Origin of the sequence: Rhodococcus sp. 105337 (assembly GCF_012844225.1) — a bacterium.
Classification (GTDB): Bacteria; Actinomycetota; Actinomycetes; order Mycobacteriales; family Mycobacteriaceae; genus Rhodococcus.
Window position 1 is genome coordinate 103040 of sequence record NZ_JABAGQ010000011.1, and the last position, 13033, is coordinate 116072.

The 13033-nt window shown below is 68.8% G+C and carries 14 protein-coding genes; 3 read left to right on the plus strand and 11 right to left on the minus strand.

Features of this window, described 5'->3' with window-relative positions; all coding sequences use genetic code 11:
- Nucleotides 1-16: 16 nt before the first annotated feature.
- The 9 genes from HF886_RS16870 to HF886_RS16910 all read right to left on the minus strand — a co-directional run bounded on the left by HF886_RS16870 (nt 17) and on the right by HF886_RS16910 (nt 8861).
- Entirely contained in the window at nt 17-721 is a 705-nt protein-coding gene (locus HF886_RS16870) for a phosphodiesterase (protein WP_346765394.1), read from the minus strand.
- 100 nt (nt 722-821) lie between these two features.
- Nucleotides 822-1628 (minus strand): TM2 domain-containing protein, encoded by an 807-nt coding sequence (locus HF886_RS16875; RefSeq protein ID WP_296550592.1) that lies wholly within the window; start codon nt 1626-1628, stop codon nt 822-824.
- The gene (lgt, locus tag HF886_RS16880; RefSeq protein WP_169652926.1) at nt 1625-2662 is read right to left on the minus strand and encodes a prolipoprotein diacylglyceryl transferase; all 1038 of its coding nucleotides are present in this window, start codon (nt 2660-2662) and stop codon (nt 1625-1627) included. Before lgt ends, HF886_RS16875 begins: the two co-directional genes overlap by 4 nt.
- Nucleotides 2659-3462 carry a tryptophan synthase subunit alpha gene (trpA, locus tag HF886_RS16885; RefSeq protein ID WP_169620062.1) on the minus strand — a complete coding sequence of 268 codons (804 nt, stop codon included), beginning with the start codon at nt 3460-3462 and terminating at the stop codon, nt 2659-2661. The genes lgt and trpA overlap by 4 nt, the downstream gene beginning before the upstream one ends.
- Nucleotides 3459-4712, minus strand: coding sequence for a tryptophan synthase subunit beta (gene trpB, locus HF886_RS16890; RefSeq protein WP_169620370.1), 1254 nt, complete (start codon nt 4710-4712; stop codon nt 3459-3461). The genes trpA and trpB overlap by 4 nt, the downstream gene beginning before the upstream one ends.
- Before the next feature lie 111 nt (nt 4713-4823).
- Nucleotides 4824-5633 carry an indole-3-glycerol phosphate synthase TrpC gene (gene trpC, locus HF886_RS16895; protein ID WP_169652927.1) on the minus strand — a complete coding sequence of 270 codons (810 nt, stop codon included), beginning with the start codon at nt 5631-5633 and terminating at the stop codon, nt 4824-4826.
- 90 nt (nt 5634-5723) lie between these two features.
- Nucleotides 5724-6374 (minus strand): TIGR02234 family membrane protein, encoded by a 651-nt coding sequence (locus tag HF886_RS16900; RefSeq protein ID WP_169652966.1) that lies wholly within the window; start codon nt 6372-6374, stop codon nt 5724-5726.
- Nucleotides 6375-6421: 47 nt separating this feature from the next.
- Nucleotides 6422-8005, minus strand: coding sequence for an anthranilate synthase component I (locus tag HF886_RS16905; RefSeq protein ID WP_169620065.1), 1584 nt, complete (start codon nt 8003-8005; stop codon nt 6422-6424).
- Between the two features lie 88 nt (nt 8006-8093).
- The gene (locus HF886_RS16910) at nt 8094-8861 is read right to left on the minus strand and encodes a class III extradiol ring-cleavage dioxygenase (RefSeq protein WP_169620371.1); all 768 of its coding nucleotides are present in this window, start codon (nt 8859-8861) and stop codon (nt 8094-8096) included.
- 142 nt (nt 8862-9003) lie between these two features.
- On the opposite strand from HF886_RS16910, the gene HF886_RS16915 reads away from it, so the two are divergent.
- Nucleotides 9004-9486 carry a MarR family transcriptional regulator gene (locus tag HF886_RS16915; RefSeq protein WP_169620066.1) on the plus strand — a complete coding sequence of 161 codons (483 nt, stop codon included), beginning with the start codon at nt 9004-9006 and terminating at the stop codon, nt 9484-9486.
- Nucleotides 9487-9492: 6 nt separating this feature from the next.
- Here HF886_RS16915 and HF886_RS16920 read toward each other — a convergent pair whose 3' ends face one another.
- Nucleotides 9493-10776: an acyl-CoA dehydrogenase family protein gene (locus HF886_RS16920; protein WP_169652928.1), complete on the minus strand. Its 1284-nt coding sequence runs from the start codon at nt 10774-10776 to the stop codon at nt 9493-9495.
- The gene (locus HF886_RS16925; RefSeq protein WP_169652929.1) at nt 10773-11909 is read right to left on the minus strand and encodes an acyl-CoA dehydrogenase family protein; all 1137 of its coding nucleotides are present in this window, start codon (nt 11907-11909) and stop codon (nt 10773-10775) included. Before HF886_RS16925 ends, HF886_RS16920 begins: the two co-directional genes overlap by 4 nt.
- Nucleotides 11910-11993: 84 nt before the next feature.
- Here HF886_RS16925 and HF886_RS21300 point away from each other — a divergent pair, with 84 nt between their 5' ends.
- Both HF886_RS21300 and HF886_RS16935 read left to right on the plus strand, forming a co-directional pair.
- A complete protein-coding gene (locus HF886_RS21300; protein WP_169652930.1) occupies nt 11994-12254 on the plus strand; it encodes a 4-oxalocrotonate tautomerase family protein in 261 nt (86 codons plus the stop codon).
- Between the two features lie 393 nt (nt 12255-12647).
- Nucleotides 12648-12971 carry a WhiB family transcriptional regulator gene (locus HF886_RS16935; protein ID WP_169652931.1) on the plus strand — a complete coding sequence of 108 codons (324 nt, stop codon included), beginning with the start codon at nt 12648-12650 and terminating at the stop codon, nt 12969-12971.
- Nucleotides 12972-13033 lie beyond the last annotated feature (62 nt).

Genomic DNA, 13033 nt, shown 5'->3' on the forward strand with positions numbered 1-13033 from the left:
TCACGCGTCGAGAACCTCACGCATCGAGGGAGGCTGCCCGTCCCGCGCGGCTGCCGCGATACGCGTCCCGGCGAATCTCTGCGACGAAGTCGGGCCACATCCGCAACGTAGGGGGACAGTGCACCACCGGGTCGAACGAGGTCATCTCGGAATCGTCCACCGCGAGTCGCGAGGTGAGGGTGACATTCCCGAACGGGAGTGCCGCGCCCCGCGCGGGCGCCCAGCCGAGCGAGAAGACGAGCGGTGCCACCTCGGGCCGGAGATCGTCCGTCGATGTGGTGTTCGGCTGTCGTCCCACGGGCGTCGCGAGGACCCATCGCACCCGGTCGTCCCCGTATCTGCGGTACGCGGCGAGGCTGCTGTAGCGGGCGCTCCCCCAGCCGCGCACCGGGAGCAGTACCGCCCGCGCCGGGAGATACGAGGTCGCGAGCAGCAGATCCCAGGGGCCCGATTCCAGGGAGACGCGCAGCGCGAGACCGAGAATGTCGGGAACGCCGGCGGGCAGCCCGATGCCCCGGGAAAGCCGGCCGGTGACGGCATAGCGCCCCGGAGGCACGGGCCCGCCGTCCACCCGTACGTCCAGCTGGCCGCGGAACAACGCGCCTTCGGGGTGGAACGCTCGCGCACCCCGCAGCGCCGAGGCGGCCCGGAACACTCCGGACACGGCCGAACGCAGGGGTCCTGCGGATCGGGTGCGGCTGGAAAGATCGAGGGGCGACACGGACCGCGTATACCCGGTGCGGTCGGGTTCAATCCTGGCCGTCCGGTCCGGGCCGGAGGTTCGCCGCACGGGTGAACCCGTCACCGGTCGGTGCCGGCCGCTACGGGCGGAGCGGCCGCCCGTGCTCGTCGCGCACCTTGCCGGTGAGCATCAAGATGCCGTCGATGAGCGGCCAGATCCCCCCGATACCGCAGGTCAACCATGTGACGGCGATCTGCGCCACCGCCGTGCCGGGCTGGCCGAGGTAGAAGCGTCCTGCACCGAAGGCGCCGAGCAGGATTTCGAGTACGCCGGCCGTGACCTTCGACTTGTCCGAGTACGCCTCGCCGGTATAGGGGTCGCGTCCGAACGGGGCGGAAGGATCGGTGCCGTATCCCTGGGGCGCGCCGTAGCCCTGGGGGCTGCCGTAGGCCGGAGGAGGTCCGTAGGCAGGCGGCGTGCCGTATCCCGACTGCGGGCCGTCCTGCACGGGAAAGCCGGGGGCGGAAGTCGGATAGCCCGGGTCGGGAGTGCCGTAAACGGGCCCCGGCGACGCGGATTTTTGTCCCTGGTTCGGACCGGGGTAGGGATAGCCGCTCGGGGGCGGATAGTCGGACTGATGCGCCGCCGGCGGAGGGTAACTCGGCGTGGTGCCCCAGCCGGGACCGTTGCCGATCCCGGAGTAGGTATCCCAGCCGGGGCCGGGGGTTCCGGTGTGACCGCCGAAGGACTCCGCCGGGGGCTGCTGCTCGGAGAGCGAGGCCTGCGCGGTCGCGTCGTAGTCGAAGGTCCGGCCGAAATCCCGGGTCGGCTCGTCGTGGTGCGCGGTGTCTCCGCCCGGTGTCCCGGTATCGGAGTGTTTGCGCAGGTCCGGCTTGGCAGGTTCGGCGTCGCGCGAGTCGGACGCGCCCGGGTCCGGTGCGGTCACGAGTTGTCTCCCTTGCTCTTGCCTGGCCGTGAACCATCTAGTTTAGCTGCGACTTCGGTCCCGTCGTCGTCCGCTGCGCGGGGCGTCTCGGGGGCAGTCGATTCGCCCTCGGCCGTCTCGGCCGCGGAGTCCTTGTCGCCGGGCGCGACCTGTGGGTCGGCAGGCGTGCCGCCGAGCGTGGCCGGATCTTCGCGGCCCTTACGCGCGAAGATCACGTAGGCGACCGCCAGCACGAACACGATGCCCGAGGTGAAGGTGTTGATGCGGATTCCGGCGATCTCGGTTGCCGCATCGGCACGCATCAGCTCGATCCAGAACCGTCCGGCGCAATAGCCCGCGACGTACAGCGCGAACAGGCGTCCGTGCCCGATGGCGAATCGGCGGTCGATCAGCACCAGCAGAATCACCACGGCGACGTTCCACAGCAACTCGTACAGGAAGGTCGGGTGGACGACGAAGGCCACTTCGCCGGTGGAGACGCCGTCGATCAATGCCGGCGATACGCGACCGGCGTCGTCGCTGCGCTGGTAGATCTCGAGGCCCCACGCGACGGTCGTTTCCCGCCCGTAGAGTTCCTGGTTGAACCAGTTGCCGAGTCGCCCGATGGCCTGGGCCAGCAGAATGGCGGGTGCCAGCGCGTCGCCGAACGCGGGCAACGGGATGCCGCGGCGGCGGCAGCCGATCCAGGCTCCGACGGCGCCGAGCGCGACGGCCCCCCAGATTCCGAGGCCGCCTTCCCAGATCTTGAGGGCATCCGCAGGGTTCGCGCCCTCCCCGAAGTATTTCTGCCAGTCGGTGAGGACGTGGTAGAGACGGCCGCCGATGAGACCGAACGGCACGGCCCACACGGCGATGTCGAGAACCGTGCCGGGCTTGCCGCCACGGGCGACCCAGCGACGATCGCCCCACCAGATGGCGACGACGATGCCGACGATGATGCAGAGGGCGTAGGCGCGCAGGGCCAGGGGCCCGACGTACCAGACGCCCTGTGAGGGGCTCGGCAGATAAGCCAGAACAGACGCAGTCGATGTCACGAGGCCACGGTAGCCGAGCGCACGCCCCTCGCGAGATCCTGCGTCAGGGCGAGCAGCGCGTCGCGGCCCTGGGCCGCCGCCGTCACCAGCGCCGAGCCGACGATCACGCCGTCCGCGTACCCGGCGATCTCGGCGGCCTGCGCGCCGTTGCGGACGCCGAGTCCGACGCCGACCGGGATGTCGCTGTGGGTGCGCACCCGGGCGACGATCTCGGGTGCACGGTTGTCGACCTTGTCGCGGGCGCCGGTGACACCCATCGTCGACGTCGCGTAGACGAAGCCCACACACTGGTCGAGCGTCTTGGCGAGGCGCTCGTTGGTGGACGACGGGGCGACGAGGAACGTCCGGCCGAGGCCGTACTTCTCCGCGGCGGCGATCCACTCTCCGGCCTCGTCGGGAATGAGGTCGGGGGTGATCATCCCGAGTCCGCCGGCAGCGGCGAGGTCACGGGCGAAGTTGTCGACGCCGTAGCGCATCACGAGGTTCCAGTACGTCATGACGACCGCTGCGCCGCCGGCGGCGTTCACCGCTTCGATCGCCCGGAACACGTCGCGCACCTTGACGCCGTTGGCGATCGCCTCGAAGGCCGCTTCCTGGATGGTGGTGCCGTCCATCACCGGGTCGCTGTACGGGATGCCGACCTCGATGAGATCGCACCCGCCCTCGACCAGGGTGGTCATGGCTTCGAGCGAGCGTTCGACGGTCGGATAGCCGACGGGGAGATATCCGATGAGCGCGGCGCGGTTCTCCGCCCGGCAGGTGTCGAATATCTGGGTGAGGCGTTCGTGGGGGGCGCTCACTGCGCGGCTCCTTGGGTGCTGTCGCTGGCGTTGTCCGGGAGGTAGCCGAACCACTTGGCTGCGGTGTCGACGTCCTTGTCGCCCCGGCCGGACAGGCTCACGAGGATGATCGCGCCCTCCCCCAGCTCGGGTCCGAGTTTCAGGGCTCCGGCCACGGCGTGCGCGGATTCGATCGCGGGAATGATGCCTTCGGTCCGGCACAGCAGGCCGAACGCGTCCATCGCCTCGCTGTCGGTGATCGCCCGGTACTCCGCGCGACCGATGTCGGCGAGCCACGAATGCTCGGGGCCGACACCCGGATAATCCAGACCTGCCGAAATGGAATGCGATTCGATGGTCTGTCCGTCTTCGTCCTGCAGCAGGTACGAGTAGGCACCGTGCAGTGCGCCGTGGGTGCCACCGCCGATGGTCGCGGCGTGCCGGCCGGTGTCGACGCCGTCGCCGCCGGCTTCGCAGCCGATCAGCTTGACCGACGGGTCGTCGATGAACGGATGGAAGATGCCGATGGCATTGGACCCGCCGCCGACGCACGCGACGACCGCGTCGGGCAGGCGACCGGTCATCGCCCGCACCTGCACACGCGATTCGAGTCCGATGATGCGCTGGAAGTCGCGCACCATGGCGGGGAACGGGTGCGGTCCGGCGGCGGTGCCGAAGCAGTAGTACGTGTTGTCGGCGTTGGTCACCCAGTCGCGCATCGCTTCGTTGATCGCGTCCTTGAGGGTGCGCGACCCGGTCTTGGCGGCGACGACCTCGGATCCCAGCAGGCGCATCCGCGCGACGTTGAGGGCTTGGCGCTCGGTGTCGACCTCGCCCATGTAGACGCGGCACTCGAGCCCGAGCAGAGCGCAGGCGGTGGCCGTGGCGACACCGTGCTGCCCCGCACCGGTCTCGGCGATGACGCGGGTCTTTCCCATGCGCTTGGCGAGCAGGACCTGCCCCAGCACATTGTTGATCTTGTGGGAACCGGTGTGGTTCAGATCTTCCCGCTTGAGGAGGATGCGGGCCCCGCCCGCGTGCTCGCTCAGTCTGGTCGCTTCGAACACCGGGGACGGCCGGCCGGTGTAGTCACGCTGCAGCCGGTCGAGTTCGGCGAGAAATCCGGGGTCGGTCCGTTCCTTCTCGTACGCGGCGGTGACCTCTTCGATGACCGCCATGAGCGCCTCGGGGACGTAGCGTCCACCGAACACCCCGTAGTGGCCACGAACGTCCGGCTCGTGGGCGGTGGGGGTGGATACGGCGTCACTCATCGAGGGAAGGCCGTGCCCCTTGGCGAAAAGTGCGGAATCGTCTGCAGTCACGTCTTCAGTCTGCCCCACGTGGCGACGCGGATCGTGCCCGGGTCCGGCCCCGGCGACGGTTCAGCGTGCAGGCTTGGGGCACGACGGATGTGTGCCCACGGTCACCAGTTCGGCGACGGCCTGACGCGGGTCGCCACTGGTCACCAGACCCTCGCCGACCAGCACCGCATCGGCTCCTGCTCCGGCGTAGGCGAGCAGGTCGGCCGGTCCCCGCACACCCGATTCGGCGATCTTGATGACGTGGCTGGGCAGTCCGGGCGCGATGCGGCCGAAGGTGTTCTTGTCGACCTCGAGAGTCTTGAGGTTGCGGGCGTTGATGCCGATCACGGTCGCGCCGGCCTCGAGCGCGCGGTCGGCTTCTTCCTCGGTGTGGGCTTCCACCAGGGCGGTCATCCCGAGCGATTCCGTGCGGTCGATCAACGCCGTCAGCACGGTCTGCTCGAGGGCCGCCACGATGAGCAGCACGATGTCTGCACCGTGAGCACGCGCCTCGTGGATCTGGTACGGACCCACGACGAAGTCCTTGCGGAGCACCGGGATCCGCACCGCGCGCCGCACGGCATCGAGGTCGGCGAGACTGCCGTGGAAGCGACGCTCCTCGGTGAGCACACTGATCGCGCGTGCACCGCCTGCTTCGTAGGCCTTGGCCAGCTCGGCGGGATCGGCGATGTCGGCGAGCGCACCCTTGGACGGGCTGGCGCGCTTGACTTCGGCGATCACTGCGATGCCGGGCTCGCGGAGAGCGGCCTTCGCGTCGATCGGCGCGGGCGCGGCAGCACCGGCGGCCTTGACGGAAGCGAAGTCGACAACTGCCTCACGGGCGGCGACGTCGGCTCGCACACCTTCGAGAATCGAGTCGAGAACTGTCATCGTGGCTCGAGTCCTTTCCCACCCTTGTCAATCCCGATGTGATTAAGCTCATCGGATTTCCTCAGAGCCTAGTGCGCGTGCCCACGGCGCTCATCGCCGGGTACCCGAATCCGACGGGCCCTCGTCGTCGTGCCCCTCGTCACCGTGGTCGACGGTCGGATCCTCCCCCGCATCCATTGCGTCCCACAGCGTCCGTTCGGTCATCGGTTCGTCGGTGTCGGCCCGTCGCACCGCCGCGTCACGGCGTACTGCGGGGCTGTCGTACTTCGACGACAACCCTGCCTGCTCGCGCGGGGTCCGCCACAGTGCGAACCCGGCGCCGAGCGCCAGGACCGCGCCCAGCAGCGCCAGGACCGCCGGCAACGGCGACACGGTCACCGCGGTGACCGTGGCACGGCCCGGAAGTTCGGCGATCCTGGCCGCCGTCTCCGGATCTCCGCCGCCGGCAAGCAGCTGCACCGCGGGAACAGCAGCCGCCACCGCAACCGCCGCGACCGCGACCGCGACGACACGCAGGGCCCGTCCCCGGACCGCGAACGCCGCGGCGATGGCGGCGAGCAAGGCCAGCGCGAGGGGTGTGGTGGCTGCGGCCCATCTCGCACCTTCGAGGTCGGTGACACGATCGGCACCGAGCCCGTCCGACGATTCGGCCCGCACCCAGGTCATCCGGCTCGAACCCCACAGTGCGGCCGCGCCGAGGGCGAGAAGCCCCGCCGCCACGACCGTGGGGCGCCCGCTCACGCCTGTGCGCGGGCGGGCATGGTCGCCGGTCTGCGGGTCCGGGGCGGTCACCGCGCGTCCCCGCTGTAGTTGGTGACGGTCGCGGCCGCAGCGACCGCTGCGAGCGCGGACATCGCCTTGTTGCGGGCTTCGGTGTCCTCCGCGTCGGGTACCGAGTCGGCGACGATGCCCGCGCCGGCCTGCACGTACGCGACCTTGTCCTTGATGAGCGCCGATCTGATCGCGATGGCGGTATCTGCGTCACCGGTGAAGTCGAGATAGCCCACGATGCCGCCGTAGATGCCGCGGCGGGTGGGTTCGAGTTCTTCGATCAATTCCATCGCCCGCACCTTGGGAGCGCCCGAGAGGGTTCCCGCCGGGAAGCACGCGGTGACGGCGTCGAGCGCGCGCTTGCCCTCGGCCAGCCGCCCGGTGACGGTGGACACGAGATGCATCACGTGGCTGTACCGCTCGATGTGCCGGTAGTCGTGCACCTTCACGGTGCCTGGCGCGCACACCCGGCCGAGATCGTTGCGCCCGAGGTCGACGAGCATGAGGTGCTCGGCGTTCTCCTTCTCGTCGTGCAGGAGATCCTTCTCGAGCAGGGTGTCCTCTTCCTCGTCGGCGCCTCGCCACCGCGTCCCGGCGATCGGATGTGTGGTGGCCGTGCCGTCCGCGACGGTCACCAGCGCCTCCGGACTCGAGCCGACGATGGAGAACGCCGTGTCGCCGTCCGGTCCCGGAATGTGCAGCAGGAACATGTACGGGCTCGGGTTCGACGCGCGGAGCATGCGGTAGACGTCGATGGGCGCAGCGTCGCAGTCGATTTCGAAACGTTGCGAGAGCACGACCTGGAACGCTTCGCCGGCTTCGATGTCGCCGATGAGCTTGCGGACGTCGGTGCCGAACGACTCGGTGGTGCGCTGACGACGGTATGCCGGTTCGGGGCGCGAGAACGTCGCGACGGTGGCCGGTGCCGGTGCGGCGAGCGCGGCCGTCATCCGGTCGAGGCGTGCGACCGCGTCGTCGTAGGCCTCGTCCGCGCGCTGATCGGTCCCGTCCCAGTTCACCGCGTTCGCGATGAGCCAGATGGTGCCTTCGTGGTGGTCCACGGCGGCGAGATCGGTCGCGAGCATCATCACGAGTTCGGGAATCTCGAGGTCGTTCTCGGAGAGGTTCGGCAGCTTTTCGAGATAGCGCACGGTGTCGTAGCCGAGATACCCGACCATGCCGCTCGTGAGGGGCGGCAAACCGTGGATGCGGTCGGTGTGGAGCAGTTCGAGGGTGTCCCTGAGCACGTCGAGCGGGTTGCCCCCGGTGGGTGTGCCGGCGGGGACGTGCCCGTACCACGCGGCTTCGCCGTCGACCACGGTCAGCGCCGCGGGGCTGCCCGCGCCGATGAACGACCACCGGGACCACGACCGGCCGTTCTCGGCGGACTCGAGCAGGAACGTGCCGGGACGGTCGTCGGCGAGCTTGCGGTACGCCGAGAGCGGTGTCTCCGCGTCGGCGAGCACCTTGCGGGTCACGGGGACCACGCGATGCTCGCGCGCCAGTTGCCGGAACTGCTCTCGCGTCGTGGTCGAATCGGACCAGCCACCTGCGGGGGAATCGGTGGTGGCTGCGGGAATGGTGGTGGGCTCGCCGGACATGAAGACATCATCCCAGGGATCATCCGGGGCGGCGCAGGCGCGGTCGTCCGCAACCGGACGTGCGCCGCCTCCGGAACGGCCACGTGTCTCAGGCGACCTGGATCGACCGCTTCGCCAGTCCCATCCAGAATCCGTCGATGACCTGTTCGGGCGGCTGCGCCGGGTCGCGGGATGCGCCGAGGGTGACGAACAGCGGAGCGAAGTGCTCGGTGGTCGGATGCGCGTACGGCATGCCGGGTGCGCGGTTGCGGAAATCCAGCAGTGCGTCGACATCCCCGCGCGCCAGTTGTTCGCCCGTCCACTGGTCGAACTCCGCGGACCACCCCGGCGCCGGGGCTTCGGGCCGCGGGTCGCGCAGGAACGGGAGTCCGTGGGTGGTGAAACCGGAGCCGACGATGAGCACTCCTTCGTCACGCAGCGGCCGCAACCGCTCACCGAGGAGCAGCAGGCGCTGCGGGTCCAGGCTCGGCAGCGATATTTGCAGGACCGGGACGTCCGCGTCGGGATACATCACGGTCAGCGGCACGTAGGCGCCGTGGTCGAGGCCCCGGTGCGGCTGTTGTACGACGGGCTCTCCGTCGGGCATCAGCATCGCGACCCGGCGCGCGAGGTCCGGTGCTCCCGGCGAGGCGTAGGTGACCTCGTAGAAGCGGCGTGGGAAGCCACCGAAGTCGTAGACGAGTGGTGTCCCCGTGGTGGTCGACCCGATCGTGAGGGGTGCGGATTCCCAGTGCGCCGAGACCACGAGGATCGCCGTCGGGCGCGGCAGACCCGCGGCCCAGGTGCGGAGCTGCTTCACCCACAGGTCGCTGTCGACCAGGGGCGGTGCCCCGTGGCTGAGGTAGAGGGCAGGCATCTCGCTCATGAAACTCCTTAAGTTGAAGCTTCAAGTATCGTAGCGCGTGCGGGCCGGTTTGCCGAACCGACTCCCCCGCCGGATACACCCACCACGGCTTTGACAGGCTGGACACAGGACTACGGAAACGAGGACACCGGCAATGAACAGCGACCCGAGGTGGCTCGATGCGGACCAGCAGGCGGCGTGGCGCGTGCTGGTCTCGGTGATCACCCGGCTACCCGCGGCCCTCGACACCCAGATGCAGCGCGACTCGGACATGACGCACTTCGAGTACTTCGTGCTCGCCGTGCTGTCGGAGGCTCCCGGGCGCCGGTTGCAGCTGAGCACGCTCGCCACCGAGGCCAACGCGTCGCTCTCGCGCCTGTCCCATGTCGTGACCCGACTCGGCAAACGCGGGTGGCTGCGGCGCGAACCGGTCACCGGGGCCCGCGGGTCCTACGCGGTGCTCACCGACGCCGGGCACGCGAAAGTCGTCGAGTCCGCCCCCGCGCACGTGGACACTGTCCAGCGCTTGGTGTTCGACGGACTCGACGACTCTCAGGTGCGTGAACTCACCCGCCTCGGCACGGTGCTCGTCGAGCAGATCGACAAGGGGATCGCCTCCGGCACCGGCAAGGCCTGATCTCGCCTATCCCGCAGCGCGGCCCTTCGGCACGTCGCGGAATGCGAGATTGGGATCGTGGCTGCGCTCGCGCGGCATGCCGAGCACCCGCTCACTGATCGCGTTGCGCGCCATCTCGGTGGTGCCGCCGGCGATGCACCACACCTGGCGCAGCAAATAGTCGACTCCGCGCTCGGCAACCGCGCCGTCGTCCTCGTCCCACGCGGCGCCGTCCGCGCCCGTGAACTCGTATCCGATGGTGACCAGGCGGGACTCGACCACGCCGGACATCAACCGGGAGATACTCGCGGACTGGTCCGAGATCGTCCTCGCCGCCATCCCTTGCCCGACGCGTTTGTTCAGTGCCTGTTTGGCCAGTTCGAGCGCGCGGGCCTCGCCGAGAAGATCGCGTGCGACCGGGTCGTCGAGCCGACCCGCGTCGCGGGCGACCGCGAACAATTCCGAGATACGGGATCCGCCGCGCACCGAACCCGCCGGAATCGTGGTGTACGGCGAGTTCTGATACATCCGCTCGTGGAACATCCACCGCGTTCCCACGGTCCAGCCGTCGTCGACCTCGCCGATGCGATCGCTGTCGGGCACACGCACATCCGTGAGGTACTCCTGGCAGAATTCGCTGGAGCCACTGAGCATTTCGATGCGGTGCACTTCGATGGACGGTTGCTTGAGCGGCAGCATGAACACGGTCAGGCCGCGGTTCTTGGGCACATCCCAGTTGGTGCGCACCAGGCACAGCGCCCAGTCCGACCACCATGCCCCGGTGGTCCAGATCTTCGAGCCGTTGAGAATCCAGTCTTCGCCGTCGCGCACCGCAGTGGTCACCGCGCCCGCGACATCGGATCCCCCGCTCGGTTCGGACAGCATCTGCATCCACAGTTCCTCGCCCTTGAGGATGGCGGGGATGTGGCGCCGCTTCTGCTCTTCGGTACCGAACTCGAGCAGGACCGCGGTGCACGGCACGAAGGTGGGCACCTGTAGCCGCGACGGGTATTCGTAACCGCGGAGTTCCTCGTTGAGTACCTGCTGGTACGGCCGCGTGAGCCCCTGCCCGCCGTATTCGCGGGGCACGCAGATTCCTGCGAGACCGGCATCGAAGAGTGCGCGCTGAAGGTCGCGTTCCCGTTGGACCGCGGCGAGTTCTTCCTCGTCGGAGCTTTCCTCGCGCAGCACCCCGATGTGGGACGCGAAGTCGGACCGTTGCAGATTGGCGCTGATCCATATGCGGGCGCGGGCACGGAAATCGTCGAGCGATTCCACATCCCGGTCGGTCGCCGAACTCTCGACGGTCATCGGTTGGCCTCCTGGTATTCGACGATGTCGGCGATGCGGGCGCGATGCTCGGCGGGCGTCCCGTAGTTCGACCGGTTGGCGGCGCCGCGGCGCGCGAACAGATGCAGATCGTGCTCGAACGTGATGCCGATACCGCCGTGGATCTGCATGCAGTCCTGGAACAGTTCTCCGCCGTAGTGACCGATGTACGCCTTTGCGGCCGAGACCAGTTCCGGCGCGTCCGCTGCCTGCGTCGCCACGGCGAACGCGGCGCTGTCGCTGATGCCGTGGCTGGCCTCGAGCCACATCTTCATGTCGGCGAACCGGTGCTTGAGTTCCTGGTAGGAGGCCAGGGGGCGACCGAACGAGTACCTGTCGAACGCCCATGCCACCGTGAGGTCGAAGGCGGCCTGAAGCGCGCCGACGGATTCTGCGCAGCCCAGCACGGCGCCGACGCGCAGCGCACGTTCGATGTCGGCTGCGGCGCCGCCCGCGGCACCGACGAGCGCGGTGGCGGGTAGGCGTACCTCGGTGAACTCGACGGCGGCGTAGCGGCGGGTGATGTCGATGGACTTCAGGGGAACGATCCGCACACCGGGGGCCTCGCGCGGCACGAGTACGTGTGAGAGGCCGTCACCGGACCGTCCGGTCACGAGCAGGAAGTCGGCCGAGACCGCCGCCTCGACGGGACGCTTCGTTCCGCGCACGACGACCTCGTCGCCGTCCACCGTGATCTCGACGCCGTCGGAGGCTACTGTGCCGCCCGCACGAGGCTCCTCGAAACACCATGCAGCGGTGGCAGTTCCTTCCACGAGTGAAGTCAGAACATCGCCGTGTGCCTCGGCGTGCCGGCTCAGGAGGTCGGCGACGACGTTGGTGGGGACCAGCGGGCCCGGAGCCGCATGCGTACCGAACTCGTATGCGACCAAGGTCAGATCGACGAGGCCGTAGTCGCCGATCGACCCGCCACCTGTGGCGTCCCCCGCGAGCAGGCTGGTCCAGCCGAGCTCGGCACCGCTTCGCCAGTATTCCGCGCCGAACCCCGCCGGGTCGTGGCGGAGGCGACGGATCTCGGCCACGGGCACCCGGTCGGTGAGGAACCGAGATGTGGTGTCCCGGAAGAACTCTTGATCCGGACTCGGATCCAGCAACATGCGCTCCCCTATCCACTTTCAGTTTACGTATATATAACTCTCAATACAGAGAACACTATTCTCTATCAATGCGAAAGGTCCGGGGTGACATTCGTCGGGACGCCGAGCAGCCCGGGCCGGGCGAGCACCGGCGGACCGGGTGCCGGGTATGGCAGAGTCGCCGCTGTGCCCTTGATTCAGATCAGCCAGACACCAGGTCTCACGCCGGAGCAGAAGCGCGCAGTAATCGCAGCGGTGACCTCGGCGTACGCCGAAGCAGCCGGAAAGAATCCGGACAAGGTGTGGGTGACGATCACCGAGGTTCCCGGCGAGAACTGGGGCGTGGGCGGCGTTCCGCTGAGCTGACACCTTCGGCGTCCCAGCGCTCCGCGGGCACCCGGGCATACACCACACCGAGCGGACCTCGGAATTGTGATCGGCCCACCGATGAGCCCCGAGTCTGTTCTTATTCGAATGTATGTGCGAATATTGCGGACATGGGGTCGTGTGAGCGTACGCGTGGGCCGCCGCATCGATGTTCACGCGGCCGCCGCACCCGTCGATGCGCGCGCCGCACATGCGCCCGCATAGGGCGCCGGCGCGCAGCATTCCCTCCCCGTGGCGGACGGTTCTTCGGGATTTCCAACCCGCAAACCCACCGATTCGGCCACGGACACCGCCCAGCGGACCGTGGCCCTTTGTCGTTTCCGGCCGAGTTCGCATCGCATTCGCTCTTCGATCGAACCTCCAGGAGCCCTCATGCCGAGCGAAAACCGTTCGACCGCCTCAGGTCGAGGCGGCAATGTCATCCGCGCGGGCGCCGACGCCCTGCCGTGCGACGGTCAGGACCCCGACCTGTGGTTTGCCGAGGACCCGTCAGACGTGGAACTGGCCAAATCCCTGTGCACCGGATGTCCCGTGCGTGCGCGCTGCCTCGAGACAGCGCTCGCCCGCCGAGAGCCGTGGGGAGTGTGGGGTGGCGAAATCATCAACCAGGGTGCGATCGTCGCTCGCAAACGCCCCCGTGGACGTCCCGCACGAGGTCCGATCAGCCAGCCGCGAAAAGACTTGGTGTGCGCCTGATCGTGCCGTGGTATTCGGCGCTGCCGTCGCTGGACGCACTCCTGGGTCCTGCACCCCATGAC